Source organism: Syntrophales bacterium, from assembly GCA_023229765.1.
Taxonomy (GTDB): Bacteria; Desulfobacterota; Syntrophia; order Syntrophales; family UBA5619; genus DYTH01.
In genome coordinates this window covers 112,577-137,063 of the sequence record JALNYO010000002.1, presented here as the reverse complement: position 1 = coordinate 137,063, position 24,487 = coordinate 112,577, and the positions used below count along the sequence as shown (strand labels likewise).

Here is a 24,487-nt window from a genome sequence, read left to right as displayed (position 1 = left end):
AGCCCTTTTTATATGGGAAATTTCGGAGCATATTTTGAGAGTTGATTTATGGTGTGTTCCCCATATCGTTCAGGAGTATCTTGAATTATGACGCCTTCTTCAATATGGGCAGCGGTGCAGGCAATCAGGGAAAAAGGGCCGGTGGTTCACAACATAACGAACTACGTAGTGATGAACAATACGGCCAACGCCCTGCTTGCCATCGGCGCCTCGCCGATCATGGCCCATGCCGGGCAAGAAATGGAGGAGATGGTCGGGATTGCCTCTGCCTTGGTCGTCAACATCGGCACCTTGAGTGAAGGATGGGTAGCCTCGATGTTCAAGGCGGCCGAGGCGGCGCGCAAAAAAGGAATTCCGATCGTTCTTGACCCAGCTGGCGCCGGGGCGACCTCATACCGTACCAAGACGGCGCGTGAACTTATCAAAACCGTTCCCCCGACGATCATCCGCGGAAACGCATCGGAAATCATGGCGCTTTTGGATGCCGATAGCAAGACGAAGGGCGTGGACAGCAGCGCCTCCTCCGAAGAAGCCGTGGCGATCGGCCGCGAGCTGCATCAGCAGTCCGGTTCCGTCGTCTGCATCAGCGGGGCGACGGATTACACCATTGGTCCAGCCGGCGTGATCATGACTAAAAATGGCCATCCGCTGCTGATGGCGCGGGTAACGGGCCTCGGCTGTACGGCAAGCGCCCTCTGCGGGGCCTTTGCCGCGGTATCTTCCGACCCCTTTCTTGCCGCCGCTGAGGCAATGTCGGTAATGGGGATCGCCGGCGAGCTTGCTGCTTCCCGCTCGCAGGGACCGGGCAGCCTCCAGCTCAATTTCCTTGATGCCCTGTATGCCCTTTCTGCCGAGCAAATTGCGTCAGCACTTTTAATTAGCAGTTATAATTATTAAACCCTTATGACGGTTAGTCGTCAAAAAGAAGGATGAAAACGAAGTTGGGGCGGTTCGCGAACCGCCCTTATTGCAGGGACGCGCTTTGTCGCGTCCGGAACCGCCCCGCTTTTATAAGGATTGAAAATGCCGGAACTGCCCGAGGTGGAGACCCTCTGCCGTCAGCTTGACCAGGTTGTAACGGGGGAAAAAATCCTCCGGATCGAGATTCTTGATTCACTGCTGGGAAAAGAGCCGGAGCTGTCGGGGCGGAAGTTTCTTTCAGTCAAAAGACGGGGGAAGTTTATTGATCTGAACCTGGACGGAGGCCTGACGGCGACACTGCACCTGCGGATGACAGGCCGGCTCCTCTATCTGCCGGAACAGGTTTCTCCCCCTTTCCCAGCGCACTCCCGCCTGGCCATTTATTTTACCAAAGGGACGTTACTTTTGATTGATCCACGCCGTTTTGGGACCTTTTGTGTGCGGCCGGAGGAGAAGGCGCCAGCGCTTGCCAATGACCCTCTCAAGGGAATCCCGGCACGCACCTTGTGGGAAATATCCAGAAAACGGCAGATGCCGGTAAAATCATTCTTGATGGATCAACGCGCAATCGCGGGAATCGGCAACATCTACGCCTGCGAGATTCTGTTCGCCGCGGGGATTGACCCTCGTCGGCCGGCAAGCGGTGTGACGCTCCGGGAATGGGGAAAGGTGAAAAGGGAGGCCAAGGTGATTCTCAGCCGGGCCGTCGAGTGTCGGGGGACAACTGTTTCCGATTGGCGCGACCTTTTCGGGAAAAGCGGCAAAAACCAGGAAAATCTCGAAGTTTATTCGCGTGAAGGCGCTGCCTGCAACCGTTGCGACGGCAAAATCGAGCGGATAAAGCTGGGCGGGCGGGGAACGTGGTTTTGCCCGAACTGCCAGAAATAGAAGAGAATATTAGTATTCGCTCAACCGTTAAATCCTCCAGAATCCCAGCATCATGAACCTGTTTGTTGGAGAAGGGCGAGGCCGTTGTCCCGGAAAACAGCGTTGTAGAATTTCTGGGAAAGGCCCCGGCCCAAAAGCGTGTTGATCTCTTCCTCCCGCGGCAGAATCACATTCGGGAAATCCGAGCCGTAGAGAATCCGCTCCTTATGGGTTTCAAGAAAATCATTGCCGAGATCAAACATTAACCCGGCCCCGGCCAGAAAAGAGAAGGCTGTATCCAGATAAAGAGCCGGGTGGTCGTCTAAGAGCGCCCCGAATTGAGCGTATTCGAGCCCCCCCATGTGGGCGATATTCGCCGGCAGCTCCGGATAACGGGCCAGCAGCCTCCGGAAAGGGGCAATGCCGACAAACTCGTTGCCGACCGGGCCGGTTCCGACGTGGAAAAGCAGGCGTTTTTTCCTTTCCATGACCAGCTCATACAGCGGGAAGAGGCGCTCATCATCGGGGAAGAAGCGCTGCACGAGCAGTTGGAGCTTGAACCCGATTATCCGCGGATGGGACAGCAGCTCAGCGGCCATTGCCAATCCGTCGTCATCTTCCGGGTGGCAGGCGGCGAAGCAGTAAACATCATCCACTTTTTCGAGGATATTTACATTCCAGTCGTTCAGACCGCGGGCAACGCCCTTTTTGTGGGCGTAGTTGGAATAAATGATTGGGCCGACGCCATGCTCCCAGAGATACTCAACGGTTTCGCGCCAGTACAGGTCATGCAGGACGCTCCAGCCGTAATCCACAACAAACTGACGGCGAATTGCGTCGGAAAGGCGGTCCGGGAAAAGATGGGTATGGAAATCGACTATCGGAGCTGGCAAAGTTCCAAAGTTTCCATCCGCCCTCAAGAGCTGATCCTTTTATCTTCTTTTGCCAGACTAATCTCCATATACTGGTTCACCGCGAAGCAGCGAATATTCTTTCCATCAACCATTTTTTGGCAATCTTCGACAATCATGTCCACATCGTCGTCTTTTCTGTCCTGGTTGTGATGGAACAAACCCAGACTGGCCGCCCCGGCATCAAGCGCGAGTCTCACTGCGTCCGTATAAGTGGAATGTCCCCACTTCCTTGTTGTCGCGTATTCCGCGGGGAGGTATTCGGCATCGTGGACGAGGATGTCCGCATCTTTGGAAAAGGCTGCGTAATCAGCGTATTTCATACCTCCCGGATGATGATAGCCGAGTTCGTTGTCCGTGAGATAGACAAAAGAGCGGCCATCTTCCTCGAAACGGAATCCCAAACCGCCATTGGGATGGCTCAGCGGGATGGCGGTTATAGTCATGCCGTCTATCTGGATTTTTCCTCGACAAAAATTGGTAAAATCTACTTTTGCCTTTATATTTTCGATATTTACTGGGAAATATGGCTCATTCATAATTGTGGCAAGAGTCTCCCGGAAGGCGGGGATTTGAAAAGGACAACCTAAGATGGAGATCTTTACTTTCCTTTGGAAAATTGGTTTGAAAAAAGGAAAACCAATGATGTGATCCCAGTGGACGTGGGTAAAAATCATCGTGTAAGTATGCTTCTTTTCGGACAGCAGGAGATTTCCCAGCCTCCTGATGCCCGTTCCGGCGTCGATGATGACGATGCTGCCCTGCTTTGTCCTCACCTCAATGCAGGCGGTGTCTCCTCCATACCGGACATAATCACTTCCCGAAACAGGTACGGAACCTCTGGCGCCCCAACAGCGAATCAACATGCAATTCTCCTCTTGTTGCCCATTAAAATTAAGACCAACCGCTACACCCCTTTACCCCCCGTAATCGGGGAAGGTCAACGTAGCGATAGCGTGGTCAACTAATTATAGGTGTTAGGGTAATCACCCATGCCCGCAAAATATCTGTCTAATCCGTTCATGTCAAGAAATTAATCTTCCCGCCGGCTATTTTCCCGAAAGTCAATTCCAGAAAGTCATCTCTGTTAAGCATTGCCGGTTGCACGGTCAGGGCGCCTGATAGGTGGGCGCGGTTTTGGGGGCCTTGCCACCCTTGATTTTCTGGTAATAGGCGTAGGTCATCGGCGCCGCGCTATTGAGTACATCTGACTCGATCACATTGCCGAGAAAAATAGTGTGGGTGCCGCAGTCCATTGAGCCTATTACCTCGGCCTCAATAAAGGCAACGGCATGTTCGGTGACGATAGGGATGCCGGTTGCACCGGTTTTTATCCCGATGCCCTCAAATTTATCTATCTCTTTGCCGGACTTGAAGCCGAAACGACCGATCATTGTCATTGGCGCTTCCTCGTCAAGCGCCGAAACGGTGAATTTGCCGCTGGCAGTGATTAGCTCGTGGGTGTAATTTTGCTTATTGATGCTTACCGCAATGGTGGCGGGCTCCGAGGTGACCTGAAAAACGGTATTGGCGATCTGGCCGTTGAATTTCCCGTCCTTCCCGGAAGCGACTATGTAAATGCCATAACTGATTGTGTAGAAAGCTTTTTTATTCATTTCTCATTCTCCTTATTTTGGTTGTCGTGGGGGACGTTCCCCAAAGATAGCCCGGCCGAGCCGCACGATCGTTGCTCCTTCCTCGATCGCGACGGCGTAATCACCGCTCATTCCCATGGAGAGCTCCTTCATTTCCACCCGGGGTATTTTCTCTGCTTCTATTTCCTCTCGCAATCCGCGAAGTTTGCGGAAAAATGGTCTTGCCTCCTCCGGATCGTCGCAATAGGGGGGCATTGCCATAAGTCCCTGGATCGAAAGATTGGGCAGGGCAGCGACGGCGTGGACGAGGGTGCTCGCCTGCGCGAAGGGCGCCCCGCTTTTTGTCGCCTCTCCGGCGACGTTCACCTCGATCAGTATCTTCATGGTCAAACCGGCCACTGCGGTGCGCCGGTTGAGCTCACGGGCCAGCTCTATCCGGTCAACCGAATGAATCATCTCGAAGAGGCCTGTCGCGAAACGGGCCTTGTTCGTCTGCAGATGCCCGATCATGTGCCATTCCAACGACTTGCCAAGGGAGGCGATTTTGCGTTTTGCCTCCTGAAGGTAGTTTTCGCCGATTATATCAACGCCGGCCTTGATTGCTTCGATAATCCCCTCGTCATCGACCATTTTCGTTACCGCCATCAGGCGTACCGAGGAGGGGGAGCGGCCGCTTCTCGTCGCCGCATCCGCAATTACCGCCCTGATCTGCCTGATATTTTCCTTGACGCTCATCGCTGTTTTTCCATGAAAACCTTACGATCCGTTCAACTGTCCTGTGAAAAATCAATTGCCCCGACCGTTTTCAGCTTTTCGACAACCTCACACAGGGGCAACCCGATAACATTTGTATAGGAACCGTTTATTTTCCTGATGAACGAGGCGCTTATTCCCTGGGCGGCGTAGGCGCCGGCCTTGTCATACGGCTCCGGCGTGCCTGCGTACCAGGAGATCTCGTCCGGGGTTATTTCCCGGAAGGTTACCGCTGAACGCACTGCCTCGAAAATCCTTATCCCCCGATCAATCTGCGCTATGAAAAAGCCGGTGAACACCTCGTGAGTTTGGCCGCTTAATTTGGCAAGGGTTTTTTGCGCCTCTTCCCGGTTGGCAGGTTTTCCGAGAATTTCCCCGTCGAGAAAGACGATCGTATCGGCGCCGATAACGAGACAATCCGGCTTTTCGGCAGCGACAAACAGGGCCTTTTCGGCGGCGAGCCGCAATACATGCTGATCCGGCGCCTCTTCCGGGCGGGGGGCCTCTTCGATATCGGCGGGGATGACGTCAAAAGAGAGCCCCGCAAGCTTCAGCAGCTCTATGCGGCGAGGCGAGGCCGAGGCCAGGATGATGTGATACGGGATTACAATCCCCATTCGCTTTCCCTCCATGTTATGGACATCAAGTAGGGGCAATTCATGAATTGCCCCTACTTGCCGGATTTTTCAGGCGCCTTTTCCAGGGCGATGCGTAGAACCTCCAGCATGTCGTCCACGAAATGAAAGGTTATATCCCGGCGCACCTTGGCGGGAATATCCTCCAAATCCTTCCTGTTCCATTTGGGCATGATGATGGTCTTTACGCCGGCCCGGTGGGCGGCAAGAACCTTTTCCTTAATCCCTCCAATCGGCAGAACGGTTCCCCGGAGGGTGATTTCTCCGGTCATCGCGAGATTTTTTTTGACGGGGCGATCCGTTGCCAGTGAGGTCAGGGCCGTCATCATTGTAACCCCGGCAGAGGGCCCGTCTTTTGGGGTAGCCCCGGAGGGGACATGGATATGGATATCCCTCTCGGAAAAGTAATTATCCGAGACCCCGATCGCCTCTGCGTTGGAGCGGATAAAACTCAGCGCCGCGGTTGCTGATTCCTTCATCACGTCGCCCAATTGTCCGGTCAGGGTCAGTCCGCCCTTGCCCTTCATTGCCGTTGCCTCCACGAAGAGCACATCCCCGCCGGAGGGTGTCCAAGCGAGCCCCATGACGACCCCCGGTTTAGCTGTCCGCAGTGCGGCCTCTCCGTTTATTCGCACCGGGCCGAGGAATTTGTGCAGATCGCCCGCCGTAACGGTTGTCTTTTCCGTTTTGCCCTCGGCAATCCGGCTGGCCACGCCCCGGCAGATGGCGGCGATCTCCCTTTCCACATTCCTGAGCCCCGCTTCCCGCGTATAGCCGGTTATAATGTTGGTTACCGCGCCTCTCGTGATCCGGATCTGTTCCGGTTGCAAACCATTGGCCTCCCTCTGCCGCGGGATCAGGTAGCGCTCGGCGATTCTTATTTTTTCGTCTATCGTATAGCCGGGCAGTTCGATAACCTCCAAGCGGTCGCGCAGGGCCGGCGGGATCGTCTCCAGCATATTGGCCGTTGCGATGAACATCACATGCGACAAATCGAAAGGGACGTTCAGGTAGTGATCGGTGAAGGAAAAGTTCTGCTCCGGGTCAAGAACCTCCAGCAGCGCGGAGGAGGGATCGCCTCGGAAGTCATTTCCGACCTTGTCGATCTCGTCGAGCATGAAGACGGGGTTATTGGACTGCGCCTGCCTGATTCCCTGAATGACCCGACCGGGAAGCGCCCCCACATAGGTGCGCCGGTGGCCGCGTATCTCCGCCTCGTCATGCATGCCGCCGAGGGAGATGCGGATGAATTTGCGGCCCAGGGCGCGGCCTATGGAATGACCAAGAGACGTCTTTCCTGTTCCGGGGGGACCGGCGAAGCAAAGAATCGGCCCTTTCGTATCCGGCTTCAGCTTGCGGACGGCAAGGTACTCGATTATTCTCTTTTTCGCCTTTTCCAGCCCGTAATGGTCCTCGTCGAGAATCCGTCGGGAGGCCTTGATGTCGCTGTTGTCTTCGGTGTGCTCATTCCAGGGAAGCTCGGTGATCCAGTCCAGATATGTAGCCGATACCGTGTATTCCGCCGAGGAGGGGTGCATCCGGGTCAGGCGGGCGAGTTCGCGCTCCGCCTCCTTTTTCGCCTCTTCCGGAAGGTGCTTTTTTTCTATTTTGGCTCGATATTCTTCAACCTCGACCTTCTCGTCGTCGGTTTCTCCGAGTTCCTTGCGGATGGCGCCCAACTGCTGGCGGAGGAAATACTCCCGCTGGCTTTTGTCCATGTCGCCCTTTACCTCGTTCTGGATCTTGTTGCCCAGCTCAAGGATCTCCACTTGGTGGTTGACTAACCGCGTTACTTCGCGCAGCCTCCCCTTTACATCCAGAATGTCGAGTATCTTTTGTTTTTCCTCGATGGAAACATTGATGACGGAGGCGATTACGTCGGCAAGAACGCCCGGCTCGGCAATCGCTTTCGCCATTGTTCCGAACTCCTGGGGCAGCAGGGGCGACAGTTTAACGATCCGGTCAAAGAGGCTGACGAGATTAACCATCAGGGCCTCGACCTCGAGGTCTTTGGTTCCCGAATCTTCGAGGACCTCGATGCGTCCGTGCAGATACGGTTTGCCCTCCAGCATTTCGGTCAGACGGAACCGGCCGACTCCCTGCAGTAGGAGCTGGGTCTTGCTGTCGGCGGTCTTGGCCATCTTGAGTATGGAGACACTCGTTCCCGTATCGTAAAAATATTCTTTTTTGTTGGGAAGTTCGAGATTCTCGTCCGTTTTTCTAACCATGATCATGCCGATCATCCGGCTGCCGGTCATCGCCTCATCGATCAGACTGGTTGCCGAATCCCCGGCGATCTCCAGCGGGATGAGCATTTTCGGAAAAACAAAGACGCCGGACATGGGCAATATGGGAAGTATCTCCGGGATGCCGGCGATCTTTAACTCCTCCGGTTGTTTTTGGGACATTGGCGCCTCTCTTTACTGTTCAGGTTGTTCAGGCAGCAGACGGCCGTTCTACGGCCTCTCCCCCTGAACTGTTACGGTTATCTTGCTGTCTGCCGCTGGGGATCTTTTTTTCAGGCTGATTTTCAGAAGGCCGTCTTTGTAAACTGTTTGGGTCGTTGACGCGTCGATCGGAGCGGGCAGGGCAACGGTCCGGTCGAAATGGCCGGAGGGTATTTCGGCAAGGCAGTAACAGCCGCTGTCCTTTTCCGGGAGAGTCTCGCGATTAATAAGCATTAAGCTTCGCTTTGTGAACATTAAGCTTCGCTTTCCCGATATCTTGAGAGAGCGGGGGGATATCTCCAAATCGATACCCTCGCTTTGAATGCCGGCGATTTCGGCGATGACAACTATCTCTTCGCTGGTTTCATAGATGTCCACGTGGGGCCGCCACCTTTGCTTGGAAAATGCGAATCTCGGCTGGGCATGGTTGAGCATCTCTTCGACTGTTCTGAAGAGGTTATGCTCGGCGCCCTCCTGGTTATCGACAAATCTGATCTTGATGTAATCCATCTCGGACTCCCGTTTTTTTAAAATCCCTCTTCCCATTCCCGGTAAAAACATTGGAGACGATATAATTCCAACTTCCCACCGTTACGGAAGTAACCGAAGGTAGAAAAGTGCCGGAATTGAGGGTCATAAACCTTGCGGATAAACCGGTTTTACTTCTTGATGGCGAACGACTTTCCGGCCCCAAACAGAACCGGGCGCTCAATATCAGCACCCCTCTTGGGGAAAAGTGGGAAACAATAATCCCCGCGATCTGCACCGATTTAAAACCGGATTTTTCGGATGACCTTACTTGTTCACGGGACCGATGGGCCAGACCACTTTTCCATAGTACTCATTGAGCACTTGGGCAAGGCCGGTGTAGATTGCGGAAGCGCCGCAGATTAATCCTTCCCATCCTGCAAGCCGTGTAATGCCCACCATGCCGGTGGCATCGCCCAATGCCAGCAGCCAGAATAGGATCGTAAGCGATAGGAAAATGAACTGCAATCCCCGATTGAGTTTCAAAGTGGCGAAGAACATCACGAACGTGAAAATCCCCCATACCGTCAGGTAGGCCACCATCGCACCCGGTTCCGCCGCCTTGCCCCAGCCCATCGTGGGGAAGACCAGCAGGGCAACCAGTGTGAGCCAGAACAGGCCGAATGAACAAAAAGCCGTCGCGCCGAAGGTGTTATTTTTCTTCCACTCCATAATCCCGGCGATGACTTGGGCGACCCCGCCGTAGAAGACCCCCATTGCCAGAATCATCGTGTTAAGGTCGTAAAAGCCGGCGTTGTGGAAATTTAGGAGTACCGTGGTCATGCCAAAGGAAATAAGACCGAGAGGTGCCGGGTTCGCTGTGGTGTCCTGGATTCTTGTCTCCGCAGTTTGTTGCATACAGCGCTCCTTTCTCAAAGATCGTTTACCGCCCCAATTTAGGGCGGAAATGGGGAAAACCGCCGCAACCGCTTCCGTAAATCAAAAACGCCTTATCGTTCCTTGCCAAGCCCACACCTTCCTAAGCAAATATTGACGCATAAGAATTTGCTTTTAGGCGTCTTGAGTATACGTAGAAGGGCTTTGTGTGTCAAGGGAATGTTGGCATCGAAAAGCTGGATATTGTTGCCACTTAGCTAAATCGGAGTGGTCGATGATTTTCAGAAATGGGAGTAGAATGCTGTTGTCAACGCTGTGATTCTCTGGTACATTTTCTACAGATTATCAAATCTTTAGCATGGGGCGGGGGTGACCCCGGTTTCAGAAGGAGGTTGATACCGCACCATGAGGGCCAATGCTATGTAGTATCAGGAATAAGGTGTTTAGAATGGAATCAGCAAAGCAAAAAAGGCGTATTGTCATTGGAGATGTACACGGAGAGCTGGAGGGATTCAGGGGAATTCTTAGAAATGCGGGACTGATTGACAGCAAAGCCAATTGGAGCGGCGGCGATGACATTTTAATACAAACGGGCGATGTGATAGACCGAGGGCCTTACTCTATAGAAGCCGTTGATTTGTTAAGGAAACTCCAAAAAGAAGCCACCGATGCCAAAGGTGAGGTTATACGCCTCTGCGGCAATCATGAACTTATGCTTGTTCAAGACATTTTTTATTACGCAAATTTCAACGATCCAGGGTCCCTGGCGGGTGAACTGAAGGAGGAAATTGCAAGAGGCGATGTTAGGGCCTCATATACCGATGGCGAGAGACTTTATACTCATGCTGGCCTGAGATCGGCCATAAGAGAATTTCTTGTGGATGAAATGAACGCTGCAAGACCGAAATTAAAGACCAGGGAAATTAATCTTTTCCTGCTGTCGGATCATATCAACAGAATTTTCAAGGAGGCCGTAGAGAAGAACGATCTCAATCGACACCCGATCTTTCATGTTGGCGCCGACCGGGGAGGACCTGATCCGGCGGGAGGCATATTCTGGTGCGACTTTTCGTCTATTAGCCACTCTACGGAAGCATCTGTAATTACTCAGATATTCGGCCATACGCCGACAAGGAAGAACGGGGTGAAGACAGCGCAGGGATTGAAGCTTATTGATGTGGACGCCGGGATGTGCCAGGTATTCGGAGGCGCCAGAGTCTATCTTGAAGTTACGCCTGAAGGCCATTTACTGCAATACAGTAAATCTCTTTCAAAATGGACAACAACACCCCTTAACTTTCAATGGATTCATTAGAAACGAGGAGAGAACCCTCAATGAGGAGATGGCATTAATCAGTATCCCCTTAGATCACAGCGACTGGGTCATTCCCGGCCAACTTCTGGCACGTTTCTTCACCGAATCCAAATATCCTGCTCAAAAGAGCGCCAAAATGGAGGGGCTTATCAACGCCGGGATTCGCCATATTATCAACCTTATGGAAGAGGGTGAGCTTGATCATCGGGGCCCGCTATGTAATGATTTAATGCTTGGGGGAAAAAATAAGATTGACTGGTGTTATCTAATTTTATATTGTTTAACAGTTACGCGAGAGGCTGCGAGCTTGTGAGGGGGTGGCCCTTAGCACTGATTTATTGGGTAATTTATCCGGATGTGCCGGTCATTTGCCGGAGGTTTATGGGCTGTCCCTCAAAATTACAAAGGGTTAGATAAATTATGCATAAAAATATTCTGGAAACCATTGGCAAGACGCCGCTTGTTACCATCAACAGATTAAATCCCAATCCTAAAAGTGTAAATATTTATGCTAAGATAGAAGGAGTAAACCCCGGCGGCAGCGTTAAAGACCGGATCGCCTTACGGATGATTGAACAGGCGGAAAAAAGCGGCGAGTTGACAAAGGAGAAAATCATTATTGAACCAACCAGCGGCAACACGGGAATTGCCATTGCCATGATCGGCGCCATCAAGGGCTATCAGGTGGAAATTGTGATGAGCGATGCGGTTTCGGTGGAGCGGCGCAAGATGATTGCGGCCTTCGGGGCGACAATAACATTGACGCCGGGGAAGAAGGGCACCGACGGCGCCATTTTAAAAGCACGGGAATTGGTTAAACAATATCCCAAAAAATATTTCATGCCGGATCAGTTTTCCAATGAGTACAACAAGGCCGCCCACTACGAAACCACCGCCCAGGAGATTCATGATCAGTTAGACGGGCAGGTTGATTATTTTGTGGCGTCAATCGGCACATCCGGGACGTTGATGGGCGTTGGCGCGGGATTGCGAAAATTCTGCAGTCCGGGCGTGAAGATTGTCAGCGCCGAGCCGACGCTCGGCCATTATATCCAGGGCTTGAAAAATATGGAGGAGGCGATTGTCCCGGCAATCTACGACAAAGCAAAACTCGATCAGATAATCCAGGTTGAAACCGAGGCGGCCTTTGCGATGGCGCGGGAAATAATCAAGCAGGAAGGCATCTTTGTCGGCATGTCCAGCGGCGCGGCAATGGTGGCTACATTGGAGGTGGCTAAAAAAGTTAAGCGCTCACCAGGCAAAAAAATAAATATTGTTACCCTCTTTCCCGACAGGGGCGAAAAATACTTAAGCACTAAGCTTTTTGAATAATTTTGCGGTAGTCCCAATGTCCGCCGTGGGCGCAGGAAGCAGCTAAAGGCGATCCTTCCCAATATCAAATTGGCAGCGATATTATTGAAGGTACAGGGCCATTGGCGAGGGCAGCATTTGATTTTGCACCTATATACAGCGCCTGTTCATTCTTGCCAGAGATGATTTCCTGCTTTAGTTTCCCATAAACTTCGTGGTTGGTTTCCTTGTCCCTCGTTCATGATCTAACTCATAAATTTGCTGCAAGAGGTGTAACACGCGCAGAGTTATCTTTCTTGTCGATATGAATGCATTTTTCATAAGTTGCGAAATGACGAGGAATCCTTCGCTCGTTGGCAACCCCGCTGCTGTGGCCGGCGATCCGGAAAAACGCAGGGGGATCATTCTGGCGGCGAACTATGAAGCAAGGGCATGTGGCGTCAAGACGGCCATGGTGCTGCACGAGGCCCTGAAGCTTTGTCCGAAAATCATGCTGACGCCTCCCGATCACCATTTCTATGAGGAAAAATCAAACGAGGTCATGAGCCTGCTGTTGAATTATACGCCGGTTATGGAGCAGAACAGCATCGATGAGGGATGGCTTGATATGACCGGGTGCGAGGGACTTTTTGGCGAACCTTTGGAGGCCGCTCGCCGGATAATGGCGGAAATCAAGGACCGACTCGGGCTGTGGTGCTCAATCGGCATCGCTGAAAACAAGTTTCTTGCAAAAATGGCGGCCGAAATGAAAAAGCCCTTGGGAATCACGGAAATATGGGAGAACGATATCCCCACAAAGCTCTGGCCGCTTCCGGTAAAAGAGATGTACGGCGTGGGCAGTAAAACCGCCGAGAAGTTGAACAGGGTGGGAATGCGAACGATAGGCGCGGTTGCGGGGGCTGATATGAACCTCCTCGTCAAAGCTTTAGGAAAAGTTGGCAAGGATATATATCTGCACGCCCAGGGGATTGACAATTCTCCTGTTCTCCCTCGTCAGGCCGATGAGATGAAGTCAATCGGCCGCTCAACAACATTGCCGGAAGATATTTCCGACATTGAACAGGCAAAACTTGTTCTGATGAACCTTGCTGACGATGTGGGCCGGGATGCGAGGAAACATGACAAAAAGGGTCGGACAATCCAGATTACGTTGAAGTATTCTGATTTTAATGTCGTTAGCAGGCAGACAGCCGTTTCTGCAACTTACGCCACCAGGGAAATATACCAGGCAGGGTGCCGCCTGCTTGAGCAAAACTGGAGCAGTCGCCGCCCGGTAAGATTAATCGGAATCAGCCTCTCGGGATTTAATGAAGAATGCCCTTCGGTGCAGTTGTCGCTTTTTGATCAAGTTGAAGAAAAGCCAAAGAGCTATAAAAACGATCTGATAGACAGGGCTATGGATAAGATAAGAAGCAGGCATGGTTCTACAATAATAACCTTTGCCTCGCTGGTTAAAAAAGAAGAAGACCGATCGGGAGGGAAAAAATAACGATCTTGCCATCCCCGGTTCACCCCGAAAAAACACCGAGGATTCATCTGATTTGCCATGAAAGATTTTTGGAAAATAAAACAGAAGTTTATTCTGACGGCTGTCCTTTTCCTCATCTGTTTTCCGCCAAGGCCGGCGCTTGCCGGAGAAGGAGAGGCCGGGCGATCGGACACCCTGACCCTCTATCTGGAAAACGACCTTTTTAGTTTCGACAACAACGACCGTTATTACACGCATGGGACGAAGCTCTCCTGGATTTCCCAGGATCTTGCAAATTACCGGGAGATGGCCGGTCTGCCCTTGTGGATGCGCCGCTTCATTGAAGGCCTGCCTTTCGTGAACGATGAGGGGGAGCAGCGCTCGGTTTCCGTCTCCCTGGGACAGAACATCTACACGCCGGCGGACAAGGAGCAAAGCGAACTGATCCCGGACGACCGGCCCTATGCCGGGATCACCTACATAGGACTGGGACTGCACAGCAAGAACTCGCGGCAGATGGACACCATAGAATTCGCTCTGGGGATTGTCGGACGCCATTCCTACGCAGAAGACTGCCAGAAGGAAATCCACCACTGGATAGATTCTGTAAATCCCCAGGGTTGGTCTCATCAGCTTCACGACGAACCCATATTGAACATTTATTTCGAACGCAAGTGGAAAGTATTCAGCTTAAAATATACCTTGACAAGCAAAAACAGCGTCCCTATATTCTAACCATAGTAAAAGCAAGGCGTTATAAAATTAGCATTTGGGGAGGACAGGGGAGTGGCGAACGATATCAAACCTGATCAGACATTGGATTGCATAGGACTCTATTGCCCGGAGCCGCTCTTGCAGACACGGACCAACATCGACCAGATCGATGTGGGGCAGGTGCTGGAGGTCGTCACCGACGACCCCGCGGCAGAAGAGGATCTCAAGCGGTTTGCCAAGCGCACGGGCCACGAGGTCGTAAGTTTCGAAAAGTATGACGACCATATGCGCTTTCTCATAAAACGCTTGAAGTGACCTTTGAGCGGTTTTCAGATTGAATATAAGGAGCGAAAAGAGATGGCTGACGAAAAATTTATTCTGTATGTGCAGACAACGGATGCGCCCGAGCGGCAGTACTCGCCCCTGGTGCTGGCCCAGACCGCGGTGGCGATGGGCTTGAAGGCCAAGGTTTACTATCTTGGCATGGGGATAAAGATAATGAGGCCAGGCGCTGCCGAGGCCATCAAGATGGGGTCGTTCCCCACAGTGAAGGAGATGCTCGACAAGACGATGCAGATGGGCGTCGAAGTCCTTGTATGCGAGGCCTCCAAGCAGATGCTCGGCTGGGACAAGGTTGAACTCATCCAGGGCGCAAAGGTTGTGGGGGCGGGGACGCTGAACGATCTGGCGCTGGATGCGGATGCCGCCATGTGGTTCTAAGTAGGGGGGTTCTCGAACCGCCCCTACGGGTGTCATGTGGTTCTAAGCCGCTTCGGAGTGATAGGGAGAAAAGTTTAATGCCGGCATACGTTTATCTGGACTACCAGTCCTCGAAGCCTGTTGACCCCCGGGTCGTCCAGGCCATGCTGCCGTGGTTCACCGAGCGGTTCGGGAACCCGAATTCGCTGCACCTGGATGGAGATGAGGCGACGGAGGCGCTCGAGCGCTCACGCGAGTGCGTTGCCCGGTTCATTGGCGCCGAGAAGGACGAGATTATCTTCACGGGGGGCGCGACCGAATCAAATAACCTCGCGCTTTTGGGTTATGCCGCCCGCAACCGCCGCAAGGGCGACCACGTAGTTATCGCCGAGGTAGAACACATCTCCGTGCACAACCTTGCCAAGGCACTTGAGAAACAGGGTTTCAAGGTTACCCGGGTCCCGGTTGACCAGTTTGGGCGCGTGAGCCCGGCGAAGCTTCGGGCGCGCCTCAAGGATGAGACTTTGCTGGTCTCCGTGGGGTGGGCAAGCAGCGAGATCGGCACCATCCAGCCCATCGGGGAAATTGCCGCCATGCTCAAGGGATCAGGCATCGCGCTGCATGTGGATGCGGTCGCGGCCGAGGGCCTTGTGCCGATCGATATGCGCGAGGTTGGCGTCGATCTGCTGACGCTTTCCTCCAACGACATCTACGGCCCCAAGGGTATGGGCGCGCTCTATATTCGCAAGGGTGTGAATGTTGCGCCCGTCATCATCGGCGGCGGCCAGGAGCGCGGCCTTCGCTCGGGCGGCGAGAACATGCCCGCCATCGTGGGGATGGCCGAGGCCGCGGATATCATGACACGCGAGATGGCCGACGACGTGGCGCGGATGCTGCCGCTCCGTGACAGACTTATCAAGGAAGTGCTCGCGGCCATTCCGGATTCTTACTTAAACGGGCACCCGACGGAGAGGTTGCCCAATAACGCCCACTTCCGGTTCGAGGCGGTCGAGGGCGAGTCGCTGCTCCTGTCCCTCAAGGACAAGGGCGTTTCCGTCTCAACAGGCTCGGCCTGCTCTTCCAAGACGCTGGAACCTTCGCACACGCTGCTCTCCTGCGGGCTGTTGCACGAGGAGGCGCACGGTTCGCTCGAGTTTACCTTCGGGCGCTGGAGCAAGCCCGAGGATGTCGAGCGCGTGCTCGAGACGCTGCCGGGCGTCGTCGGGAGGTTGCGGGCGCTTTCGCCGCTCTACGATATGGATAAGAAGCTCAAGGGGGGAAACTAAAATGAAGTCAACACAGTACTCAGAAAAAACGCTCGACCACTTCCGCAATCCCCGCAATGTTGGCACTCTGGAGGGTCCCGACGTTGCGGTGGGGAAGGTGGGCAATCCCGTATGCGGCGACCTGATGTACATGTACATCCGAGTTAAGGATGACCGCATTGCAGACATCAAGTTTCAGACTTTCGGCTGCGGCTCGGCTGTGGCCACGTCGAGCATGACCACGGAACTCGTCCGGGGAATGACCCTCGATGAGGCGATGCAGGTTTCGCGCGGCAACGTGGCGGACGCGCTCGACGGACTCCCCCCTATCAAGATGCATTGCTCCAACCTGGCTGCCGATGCGCTTCACGAGGCCATCAAGTCATGGCGCGAGGGCCGGCGCGGTGAGAAGCCGGAGGCGCCCGCGCCCGGCACGGTCAGGCAGTCGTGCGAGCTGCCGCCGACAATCGTGGAAGGGTTCGACGCCCTTGTGGGCAAGGGCGTCTATCGGCAGGAACCCAACCCTGACGAGCTTAAAGACCGCCGTGTACTTGTTCTCGATCGCGGCGAGAGGTCAGTCAAGCTCGCGCTCGCTCTAACGGAGCACACTGGGCGCGTAGTATTCATGAGTCCCTACAAGAAGCCTGAGGCCAAAGACGACTTCCGGGCGCCTCTCAAGCGATCGGATGTCAAGGTTCTCTACGAGTCCCAGTTGCTCGCGGTCCTCGGCGAGTTTGAGGTCGAGAAGGTCCGTGTGCACGACCTCAACGAGAACGAGGAGTACGAGTTGACGGTGGACGCCGTTGTGGCGCTCGAGTGACAGTGCCCCCGTCTTTGTGCCTGTCCACAAATAACCTGAACATCTTGCATCTCATCTTTGGGCCATCTTTGGCTGTGGCTCAATCACAAAATCCTCAACGTAGCGCTGCTATGTCTGCGGTTTTGTTCAATCGCCGCAACCAAATCCAACCCAAATCTGAGCGCAATCTTGCCCAGGTTATTTGTGGACAGGCCCTTTGGCTGGCCCCGGGCAATCTCCATCGTCAGCGTAACGACCGCAGTTTCTCAGGCCTCCACTTACATGCGGTTGATAATAATCAATTTTTTATTTACAAGTCGTAAGTTCCCGCTTCAATATCAGATTATTGACTTCGGTTTGAAGGATGATTCCGTAATTTACCTAACTTAAGCGGTAATTGCAAAACTCCCCATTCTTGTCATTCCCGCAACGATTCTGAGCGGGACATTATGAACATTAAGCTTCGCTTTCGGTAATGACAAATGGTTTTGCAATTGCCTCTGTCTAATAGACGATAATATAGGTAAAGTCCTCCCCTTCGTTGGCCCAGACATAGTGCATCGCGCCCGCGGGGATAAACACGGCCGTGTTGGGTTCGACAGTGTGCTTGACCATGTCCACCGATATGCCGCCGCTTCCCGAAAGGCCGAACATGCAATGCTCCTCCTGGTGGCGTGGCCGGTGCCGGTGACGTTGCAGTGCAGCCCGGTCCGCATCGTGTTGACCAGAAGCGAGAAGTTCTTCGCCCCGCAGCCGATCTCATCGATCAGAATCCTGACCGTGGCGGCGCGCCGTGCGCGATTTTTCCTTTGACATCGGATACTTTAAATACCAACTGTTTTTCCGACATACCTGACCGTTCCCCTTTGCATGGTTATTGGGTCCCGCTCATCGCCGGTGCGACCGGGTCCCTGCGGGCGACTATACCCCAATCGCAGGGTGATGGCAATTGCACCGGCGATGGCACATTCGGATTTTTGACACAGGGGCGGCTGGGGTTACCTTTACCCCAGCCTTGACCCCGGAAAAATTGCGCAACGCAGCCATGGCCTGCATCGCAGACGGATCAGAAAATCATTCTACCGGATAGCCCGCCTTTTCCCATCCGACCCAGCCGCCATCCATATTGCTAACATTCGTATAGCCCATACCCTGAAGGGTCTGACCGGCGAGCGCCCCGCGTCCACCGGTTTTGCAATAGACCAAAATCGGGGTGGATTTGTCAGCAACTTTTCCAGTGATCTGAAATTCCAGCAAACCCCTGGAGATATTGATCGCACCGGGAACATGTCCGGCGCGAAATTCGTTGGCGTCGCGAACATCCAGAATGACTTTGTACAAACCCTTGTCGATGTTCGTTTTCGTTTGGGCAATGGTGAGTTCAGGAACCACCGCTTTCGCATTCGTTACCATTTGTGCGGAGGTCAACGGAACGGATTGCGTTGTCGCACAGCCTGTGAACACCACCAGGGCGGCAACGATGAACATCCTCGACCACATACGCCAACTCTTCTTCATAACACTTTCCTCCTTCGGTTTTTTATTGAACGATTCACGGACCATCCGGCTTCTGAGGAAGCAGGATTCCAACCAGTCGCTGCCTATTGTTTCGGTGGAATCTCATCATCACCGACCACCACCTTTGCATTCGCTTCCCGTTCCTCGGGAGCGACATCATCCTTTGTCAAAAAGGCCTTTCTGTTCCCATGGCAATGGTTGCAGGAGACCGTTTGGGGGGTCTTCCGCTGTATGTTGTGCGGCGTGGCCATCTTGTACGTCGGCACCCGGTTAAAATCCGGAAAGGCATTTTTCACATACTCATCAAAGAGATTCGGACTGGCCGGCACGTGCCGCACGAGCGCGAACGCATAGGGACGATCCTTGGATTGCAGCATGTTCTTCCCGATCTTGAAACCCATCTCTGTTTTGTCGACCTGATAGTAGGGAACGCCCTGCGGATCCTTTCCGACATGACAGCCGTAGCAATTCTTGTAGGCCACGGAATGGCAAACCTGGCAGGCCACTTTCTTCAGGTGCGTGCCGTGCATCTCGGAAGATTTTTCAAGAACGGTCTCCTTGTGGCAGCTCTCGCATTTCTGATGCGTATCGGTCAGATAACGACTCGCTGCATGGCTCTCCGCGGCATGCATCTCCTTTGCAACGTGGCATTTGTTGCAGTTCATGTTCAGCTTCGTGTAATGGATATCGGCAGGGAAACCTTCGTTTTTGCCCATATATTCATTTTGAACCCTGCTGCCGTGGCAGGCCGTACAGTTGGCCTCCATGTCCGGCCGTTTTTTGAAAAAGTGCCCGCTGACGAACCCGCCTTCAACCGAATCGGGACGGCTAATGTGGCATTGCCCGCAACTGGAATGGCAACTGGAACAGTGGTTGTCGAAGGCCTCATTCACCTTGGTCAGGGTGGTCTGGCTTGGGGCGCCCATCCGGGCGCGCAGGACCTCCCGGTAGGGCGCCAGCGTGACATGAAGGCTCTTGGAGGCCGCCGAGGCAATCTCCTGATGGCACTTTCCGCAGGCAAGATCGGGTTTTGCAGAGGAAGGGTCTCTTACAACCCCTTTGTGCGCTGTCTTCCAATCGGAGTCAGAGGCATCGCCCCCATGGCATGAAGTACAGGCAAGTCCTCCATGGGGATCGTCGTTCAGGAAATCGACGTCTACAAAGATCTTTTCATTTGGCTCCAACGGAGCCAACGCGCCACCTCACCCCTCGCCTTTCGTCAGCAGGGATTTTTGGGGCTTCGGAGTGGTTTGCCGTATGATTCTCGTAATTTCGAGAAGTTTCCGTGCATTCGTGTGGCAGGCGATGCATTGGCTTTTTTCTTCAATTTTGGAAAAGGCCGACGTGGAAAAAAGCAGGAGTCCCAGCGGCAGAATCATCAAGAGATACAACGACCTTCCAACAGGATGGCGCAAGGCGCCTTTCCCTCTACTCATGAACACACCTCTACTTTCTGCATTGAATGCATTATCTTAGAGCCTCTTACCGCCAGGGTTGTACAACTTGAACACCTTGCAATCCCGACATTCCCACTCGAAATCGAGGATTTTCCGGCACTGGGTACCGGCAACCTCCCAGCAGGGCAGCTCCCGGTGCCGATAGGCCGCGCAGTGCAGATGTATCTGCTCCGTGCACCCCAGAAAATCCCAGCAGGGGGTCTTCCCGCTCCAATAATCCACCATCGCTTCCTCCTGCCTGCTTGTTTGTCGCCGCAGCCGCCCCGTCGGCCCAAACATCCTTCGGGAAACCAGGCCTATGGGATACCGACTGCCTTCCTTGTCAGTGATCGCAGGCATTGGCTCCGGTGGTCAGATCACCGTTCAGGTAGTCGTTCACCACTTTTTCCGGGACCTCTGACAAGGCGCCGGTAACCACCTTAATACCCTGGCCGACAAACAATTTCTGCGCCTGCGATCCCATACCGCCGGCGATGATGATCTCGGCCCCCTGTTCCTGTAGCCATTTGGGCAAAAGCCCCGGTTCATGAGGCGGCGGGACAACCATAGTCGTTTTCACGATGGTTTTGTTGTCCGCATCCACATCGAGCAGGGCGAACTGCTCACAATGGCCGAAATGCTGGCACAGAGACCCGGCCGCCACGGGAATCGCGATTTTCAGTGTTTTCATTTCTTTCTCCTTGATAGATTGAGGCATCCGAGCAATTCGGTCTGTCTCGGGTTTGCTTTGCTTCTGCAACTGCAAAACGGGTTGGATCGCCCGGATGAAGTCCTGGGCATAGCCGGTCTCACGGTGATGATAAACAAAGGGCTTTCCCTCATCGCCTCCCCCGACGATCTGCGGATCAATCGGAATTCGGCCGAGGAAGGGCACGCCCATCTTCTTAGCCATGGCTTCCCCGCCGCCGCTCTTGAAGACCTCAATCATCTTCCCGCAGTGCGGACACAGAAGCCCGCTCATGTTTTCGATTACCCCCAGAACGGGAATCTTGAGCTGACGGCAGAAATTGATGGACTTCCGCACGTCCTGAAGTGAGAGATCCTGGGGCGTCGTGACGATCACGGCGCCGTCGCTTTCAGGAATGAGCTGCGCCACGGAAAGGGGTTCATCCCCCGTTCCCGGCGGAAAATCGACGATCAGATAGTCCAGTTCACCCCACTGCACATCCGTCAGGAGTTGCTTAATGACACCCATTTTCATCGGGCCTCGCCAGATAACCGCCTCATCCGAATTGCCGAGGGCAAAGCCGAGGGAAACCACTTTAATTCCATAGCTGCTTTCCACGGGCAGCATCCCGCCTCCTTCCGCCGCTTTGAAAAGTTCCCCCCTCAGGTGCAGGAGTGTGGGAACGCTGGGGCCGTGAAAATCGACGTCCAGAAGGCCCGTCTTCCAGCCTGTCATGGCCAGGGCCTCGGCGAGATTCACCGCAACGGTGCTTTTCCCCACGCCGCCTTTTCCCGACAGAACCAGGATCTTGTGTTTAATCCTGGAGAGGCGACGGACAAGCGCCTCGTCCTCCGTAAACATCTTGAGTTTCTCATCGTCTGCCTGCCCACCGGCCGCGTCGCAACTGCTCTTTTCTTCGCCACAATTCATTTTTCTTCCAGCCTCCACAGTGTCTTATGATGAATGATCCGCCGATCACCTACGTCGTTTGAATATGCAGCGCCGGCGACGGAACCGTCTTGTAACGACAGGGGGATAATCATAATCCATGCCAGAAAAAACTTTTTGGTAAATATAGATAATCTTCAATTAATATGAAAGGATAACAAGAGCGGGTTTCGGTAGGCAGGAATATGGTAGCATATCTGCTACCCGTATCCCCCTATTGTGTCGCAGAAATGCAATCAGTATGGGAACGGCAACTATCTATCAAAAACCGACCTTACCGATTCAGCCGATCGCCTGCCAGGATCGTTTTGCCCATGCATGTAGGTCCGTGAATGAAAGCGAGTGAACATTTGATGTGTCATGGTGCAAGGATGTCCTGAATGGCCCTGAGCAACGCCTGATTTTCCTCTGCATTTCCGATGCTGATCCGCAGGTGATCCGTCAAGCCGTAGCTTGACAACGGCCGGATTATGATCCCTTGTCTGAGGAGTTTTTCAAACAGGTCAGAGGCCGCCATCGGTGGTTTCACCAGGATGAAATTGGCCTGGGATGGGTACGCCAGGAACCCCATTTCGCCCAGGGCATGGGTCAACGTCTCCCGTCCCTGTACCACCGTGCGGATGGTATCGCTGCGAAAGGCATCATCGTCCAGAGCCGCAATGCCGGCCGCCTCGGCCAGAACATTCACACTGAAGGGGAGTTTCACCCGCAGCAGGGTATCGGCCAGTATTGCCGGCATGACGCCGTAACCCAGACGCAATCCGGCCAGCCCGTAAAGCTTTGAAAATGTACGAAGGACCACAAGATTGGAGACTCTGCCCGCCAGCGACATAATGGAATAGCGCTCCTGGGGTACGGCAAAATCCATATACGCTTCGTCCACGACCAGCAGACAATCCTTCGGTAGGCGACGGTGCAAATCGAGCACTTCTTCGACAGGAGGGGCAAACCCCGAAGGATTGTCGGGTGTGGTCAAAAATACAATGGCCGTGGCGTCATTCACCGCCCCAAGAAGCTCTTGCAGGGGAAAGGTGAAATCAACCCGCAAAGCAATCTGGCGGAACGCCACGCCACAGAGTTTTGATTGGAGTCGGTAGATGTTGAAACAGGGCTGAAACGCCAGGACCTGCTCTCGACCCGGCTCCACCGCCACCCGGATGAGCAGATCGATGATCTCATCCGAACCGTTCCCCGCCACGATCCGGTCAGCGGGAACCCCATGATAGGCGCCCAGGGCCTGACGAAGCCGGGGGCTGCCTGCCCGAGGGTAACGGTGTACCTCCGTGAACTGCTTTTCCAGGGCCTGGAGTGACTTTGGCGACGCCCCAAGGGGGTTTTCGTTACTGGCCAGCTTGATCACGGACGAAAGGCCATACCGCTCTTCAATCTCTTCTATGGACAATCCCGGGCCGTAGGGCTCACAATCAAGCAATTGCCGACGGATCAAGGAACGGCTCATCGATCATCCTTTCTTCTATTCATGCGCTCAGATCAGCTTTTCAGCCCCTGAATACAGCTCATCGACACGCAAAACCGCGGCGGCAATCCGGGGATGTTTCTGATCCACCCATTGCCGCATATCCTCATAGATCGGGCCATCGGTGCAATACTCGATGTTTCCCTTGGCCTGATACGATTTCTTCTCCTTCGTGATGAACAGGATGGCCCCTTTGCTGCCATTTGTGATGTTGGTTCTGGTCTTGTTGAAATAGTTGTCCGCCACAACGATGCGTCCATCGTCCAAAAGCTTTACGAAAGTTGCATAGATGGCATTCAGAAGCCCGGATAAAAGCAATGTACCCTTCCGCTGCTACAGAAGGACGATGGTGGGTCATGAGGCGAAAATTATTTCCCATTCGTCTTGTAGAATATGCCGTCATGCCTGGGAACGACGGTCACCAAACCTTTCCGGAAGAGCGCGTCCAAATGCTTCAATGCTTCTCCAGGCTGCATGGCGAGGCCGGCGGAAATGCCCTCAAGGGTGCACGGCCGTCTTCTCAGCAAGGCAAGAATGTCGGCCGTCGACTGTCCGGTCTGAAAATCGGGGGATTCGGCAGGAGCTCCTTGGCTGATAATCTCGACCGTTTCTGAAAACAGCTTTTTTAAGTCTTTCATTTGATCTTCGGAAACGGCATAGGCAAATTCCTCGGCAGGTGGACGGGTCACGGTATTCAATTGGACCCGCTTCGGGCGGATTTTGCAGAGGAGCGCGTCCATTTTCTTGATTTCCGCAGGGATTGCCGTCACGCCCGCGAGCAGGAAGACCTCCAGCCACACAGCCCCCCGGTAAACGCGAACAAAATCGATGAGGCCGGTGATCATCCTTTCAAAGGAAATGCCCTTGTGGGGACGATTGACGTATTGGAACATCTCTTCATCGCCCGCATCCAGAGAGGGAAGAACGAGATCCGCGGCCATGAGAGCGGTCCGGACCTCATCCCGCCACAAAAGGGAGCCATTGGTAAGAACGGCTACGGGAATGTTTGTCATGCCCTTGATCTTGTCAATCAACTCACCGATGCCGGCATTCAGCGTCGGTTCCCCGGAGCCTGCCAGGCTGATGTAATCGGGCGGCGGCCCGAAAGAGAGCTTCCGCTCCAATTCGGAGCAAATCGCTTCTGACGTAGCGTAGGTTTTCAGTTCAGCCGTTTTGTCGGTGGTCCTGCCCAATTGGCAATAGATGCAGTCATAGGTGCATCGCTTAAAGGGCGCCAGATCGACGCCGAGAGAGCGTCCCAGCCGTTTAGACGGTACCGGTCCATAAACATATTCAGTCATACGCACGGCGGAATGATCCGTATATGATTTCATCTTTTCTCCCGCCGCTCCTTT

27 protein-coding genes and 1 pseudogene are annotated in these 24,487 nt (G+C 53.8%); 11 read left to right on the top strand and 17 right to left on the bottom strand.

Annotation, left to right across the window (positions count from 1 at the left end):
* Positions 1-87 precede the first annotated feature (87 nt).
* Both thiM and mutM read left to right on the top strand, forming a co-directional pair.
* Positions 88-897: a hydroxyethylthiazole kinase gene (thiM, locus tag M0P74_02460; GenBank protein ID MCK9362455.1), complete on the top strand. Its 810-nt coding sequence runs from the start codon at positions 88-90 to the stop codon at positions 895-897.
* Positions 898-1,023: 126 nt separating this feature from the next.
* Positions 1,024-1,809, top strand: a complete 786-nt coding sequence (mutM, locus tag M0P74_02455) for a bifunctional DNA-formamidopyrimidine glycosylase/DNA-(apurinic or apyrimidinic site) lyase (protein MCK9362454.1) — start codon at positions 1,024-1,026, stop codon at positions 1,807-1,809.
* Between the two features lie 50 nt (positions 1,810-1,859).
* Here the strand turns inward: mutM and M0P74_02450 are convergent, their stop codons facing one another.
* From M0P74_02450 to M0P74_02415, 8 genes are all read right to left on the bottom strand, one after another.
* Positions 1,860-2,681 (bottom strand): amidohydrolase family protein, encoded by an 822-nt coding sequence (locus tag M0P74_02450; protein MCK9362453.1) that lies wholly within the window; start codon positions 2,679-2,681, stop codon positions 1,860-1,862.
* Positions 2,682-2,704: 23 nt separating this feature from the next.
* Positions 2,705-3,565 carry an MBL fold metallo-hydrolase gene (locus M0P74_02445; protein ID MCK9362452.1) on the bottom strand — a complete coding sequence of 287 codons (861 nt, stop codon included), beginning with the start codon at positions 3,563-3,565 and terminating at the stop codon, positions 2,705-2,707.
* Between the two features lie 243 nt (positions 3,566-3,808).
* Positions 3,809-4,315, bottom strand: a complete 507-nt coding sequence (locus M0P74_02440) for a flavin reductase family protein (GenBank protein ID MCK9362451.1) — start codon at positions 4,313-4,315, stop codon at positions 3,809-3,811.
* A 12-nt stretch (positions 4,316-4,327) separates the two neighbouring features.
* Entirely contained in the window at positions 4,328-5,029 is a 702-nt protein-coding gene (locus tag M0P74_02435; GenBank protein ID MCK9362450.1) for a YggS family pyridoxal phosphate-dependent enzyme, read from the bottom strand.
* A 32-nt stretch (positions 5,030-5,061) separates the two neighbouring features.
* On the bottom strand, positions 5,062-5,664 hold the full coding sequence (locus tag M0P74_02430; GenBank protein ID MCK9362449.1) for a Maf family protein: 603 nt from the start codon (positions 5,662-5,664) through the stop codon (positions 5,062-5,064).
* Positions 5,665-5,717: 53 nt separating this feature from the next.
* Entirely contained in the window at positions 5,718-8,090 is a 2,373-nt protein-coding gene (gene lon, locus M0P74_02425) for an endopeptidase La (protein MCK9362448.1), read from the bottom strand.
* 48 nt (positions 8,091-8,138) lie between these two features.
* Entirely contained in the window at positions 8,139-8,639 is a 501-nt protein-coding gene (locus M0P74_02420; protein MCK9362447.1) for an Hsp20/alpha crystallin family protein, read from the bottom strand.
* A gap of 285 nt (positions 8,640-8,924) precedes the next feature.
* Positions 8,925-9,515, bottom strand: a complete 591-nt coding sequence (locus M0P74_02415) for an acetate uptake transporter (protein ID MCK9362446.1) — start codon at positions 9,513-9,515, stop codon at positions 8,925-8,927.
* A 427-nt stretch (positions 9,516-9,942) separates the two neighbouring features.
* Between M0P74_02415 and M0P74_02410 the strand changes: the two genes are divergently transcribed.
* The 9 genes and pseudogenes from M0P74_02410 (at position 9,943) to M0P74_02370 (ending at position 16,657) form a co-directional block, all read left to right on the top strand.
* Positions 9,943-10,809: a metallophosphoesterase gene (locus M0P74_02410; GenBank protein ID MCK9362445.1), complete on the top strand. Its 867-nt coding sequence runs from the start codon at positions 9,943-9,945 to the stop codon at positions 10,807-10,809.
* Between the two features lie 28 nt (positions 10,810-10,837).
* Entirely contained in the window at positions 10,838-11,122 is a 285-nt protein-coding gene (locus M0P74_02405; GenBank protein ID MCK9362444.1) for a hypothetical protein, read from the top strand.
* A gap of 107 nt (positions 11,123-11,229) precedes the next feature.
* On the top strand, positions 11,230-12,141 hold the full coding sequence (locus M0P74_02400) for a cysteine synthase family protein (GenBank protein MCK9362443.1): 912 nt from the start codon (positions 11,230-11,232) through the stop codon (positions 12,139-12,141).
* Between the two features lie 310 nt (positions 12,142-12,451).
* The gene (gene dinB, locus M0P74_02395; GenBank protein MCK9362442.1) at positions 12,452-13,609 is read left to right on the top strand and encodes a DNA polymerase IV; all 1,158 of its coding nucleotides are present in this window, start codon (positions 12,452-12,454) and stop codon (positions 13,607-13,609) included.
* Between the two features lie 57 nt (positions 13,610-13,666).
* Positions 13,667-14,323 (top strand): lipid A deacylase LpxR family protein, encoded by a 657-nt coding sequence (locus tag M0P74_02390; GenBank protein MCK9362441.1) that lies wholly within the window; start codon positions 13,667-13,669, stop codon positions 14,321-14,323.
* 51 nt (positions 14,324-14,374) lie between these two features.
* On the top strand, positions 14,375-14,617 hold the full coding sequence (locus M0P74_02385) for a sulfurtransferase TusA family protein (GenBank protein MCK9362440.1): 243 nt from the start codon (positions 14,375-14,377) through the stop codon (positions 14,615-14,617).
* Positions 14,618-14,659: 42 nt separating this feature from the next.
* Positions 14,660-15,022 carry a DsrE family protein gene (locus M0P74_02380; protein MCK9362439.1) on the top strand — a complete coding sequence of 121 codons (363 nt, stop codon included), beginning with the start codon at positions 14,660-14,662 and terminating at the stop codon, positions 15,020-15,022.
* A gap of 77 nt (positions 15,023-15,099) precedes the next feature.
* Positions 15,100-16,287, top strand: a complete 1,188-nt coding sequence (locus tag M0P74_02375) for a cysteine desulfurase (protein MCK9362438.1) — start codon at positions 15,100-15,102, stop codon at positions 16,285-16,287.
* A gap of 1 nt (position 16,288) precedes the next feature.
* A pseudogene (locus M0P74_02370) lies at positions 16,289-16,657 on the top strand (iron-sulfur cluster assembly scaffold protein).
* Positions 16,658-17,569: 912 nt separating this feature from the next.
* Here M0P74_02370 and M0P74_02365 read toward each other — a convergent pair.
* The 9 genes from M0P74_02365 to M0P74_02325 all read right to left on the bottom strand — a co-directional run bounded on the left by M0P74_02365 (position 17,570) and on the right by M0P74_02325 (position 24,466).
* The gene (locus tag M0P74_02365) at positions 17,570-17,719 is read right to left on the bottom strand and encodes a hypothetical protein (protein ID MCK9362437.1); all 150 of its coding nucleotides are present in this window, start codon (positions 17,717-17,719) and stop codon (positions 17,570-17,572) included.
* A gap of 420 nt (positions 17,720-18,139) precedes the next feature.
* Positions 18,140-18,583: a rhodanese-like domain-containing protein gene (locus M0P74_02360; GenBank protein MCK9362436.1), complete on the bottom strand. Its 444-nt coding sequence runs from the start codon at positions 18,581-18,583 to the stop codon at positions 18,140-18,142.
* A gap of 83 nt (positions 18,584-18,666) precedes the next feature.
* A complete protein-coding gene (locus M0P74_02355) occupies positions 18,667-19,767 on the bottom strand; it encodes a hypothetical protein (GenBank protein ID MCK9362435.1) in 1,101 nt (366 codons plus the stop codon).
* 18 nt (positions 19,768-19,785) lie between these two features.
* A complete protein-coding gene (locus M0P74_02350; GenBank protein MCK9362434.1) occupies positions 19,786-20,019 on the bottom strand; it encodes a hypothetical protein in 234 nt (77 codons plus the stop codon).
* Positions 20,020-20,055: 36 nt separating this feature from the next.
* The gene (locus M0P74_02345) at positions 20,056-20,379 is read right to left on the bottom strand and encodes a hypothetical protein (GenBank protein ID MCK9362433.1); all 324 of its coding nucleotides are present in this window, start codon (positions 20,377-20,379) and stop codon (positions 20,056-20,058) included.
* Positions 20,363-21,637 (bottom strand): P-loop NTPase, encoded by a 1,275-nt coding sequence (locus tag M0P74_02340; protein MCK9362432.1) that lies wholly within the window; start codon positions 21,635-21,637, stop codon positions 20,363-20,365. The genes M0P74_02345 and M0P74_02340 overlap by 17 nt, the downstream gene beginning before the upstream one ends.
* A 376-nt stretch (positions 21,638-22,013) precedes the next feature.
* Positions 22,014-23,114, bottom strand: a complete 1,101-nt coding sequence (hisC, locus tag M0P74_02335) for a histidinol-phosphate transaminase (protein ID MCK9362431.1) — start codon at positions 23,112-23,114, stop codon at positions 22,014-22,016.
* A gap of 27 nt (positions 23,115-23,141) precedes the next feature.
* On the bottom strand, positions 23,142-23,450 hold the full coding sequence (locus M0P74_02330) for a hypothetical protein (protein MCK9362430.1): 309 nt from the start codon (positions 23,448-23,450) through the stop codon (positions 23,142-23,144).
* Between the two features lie 50 nt (positions 23,451-23,500).
* Positions 23,501-24,466, bottom strand: coding sequence for a radical SAM protein (locus tag M0P74_02325; GenBank protein ID MCK9362429.1), 966 nt, complete (start codon positions 24,464-24,466; stop codon positions 23,501-23,503).
* Positions 24,467-24,487 lie beyond the last annotated feature (21 nt).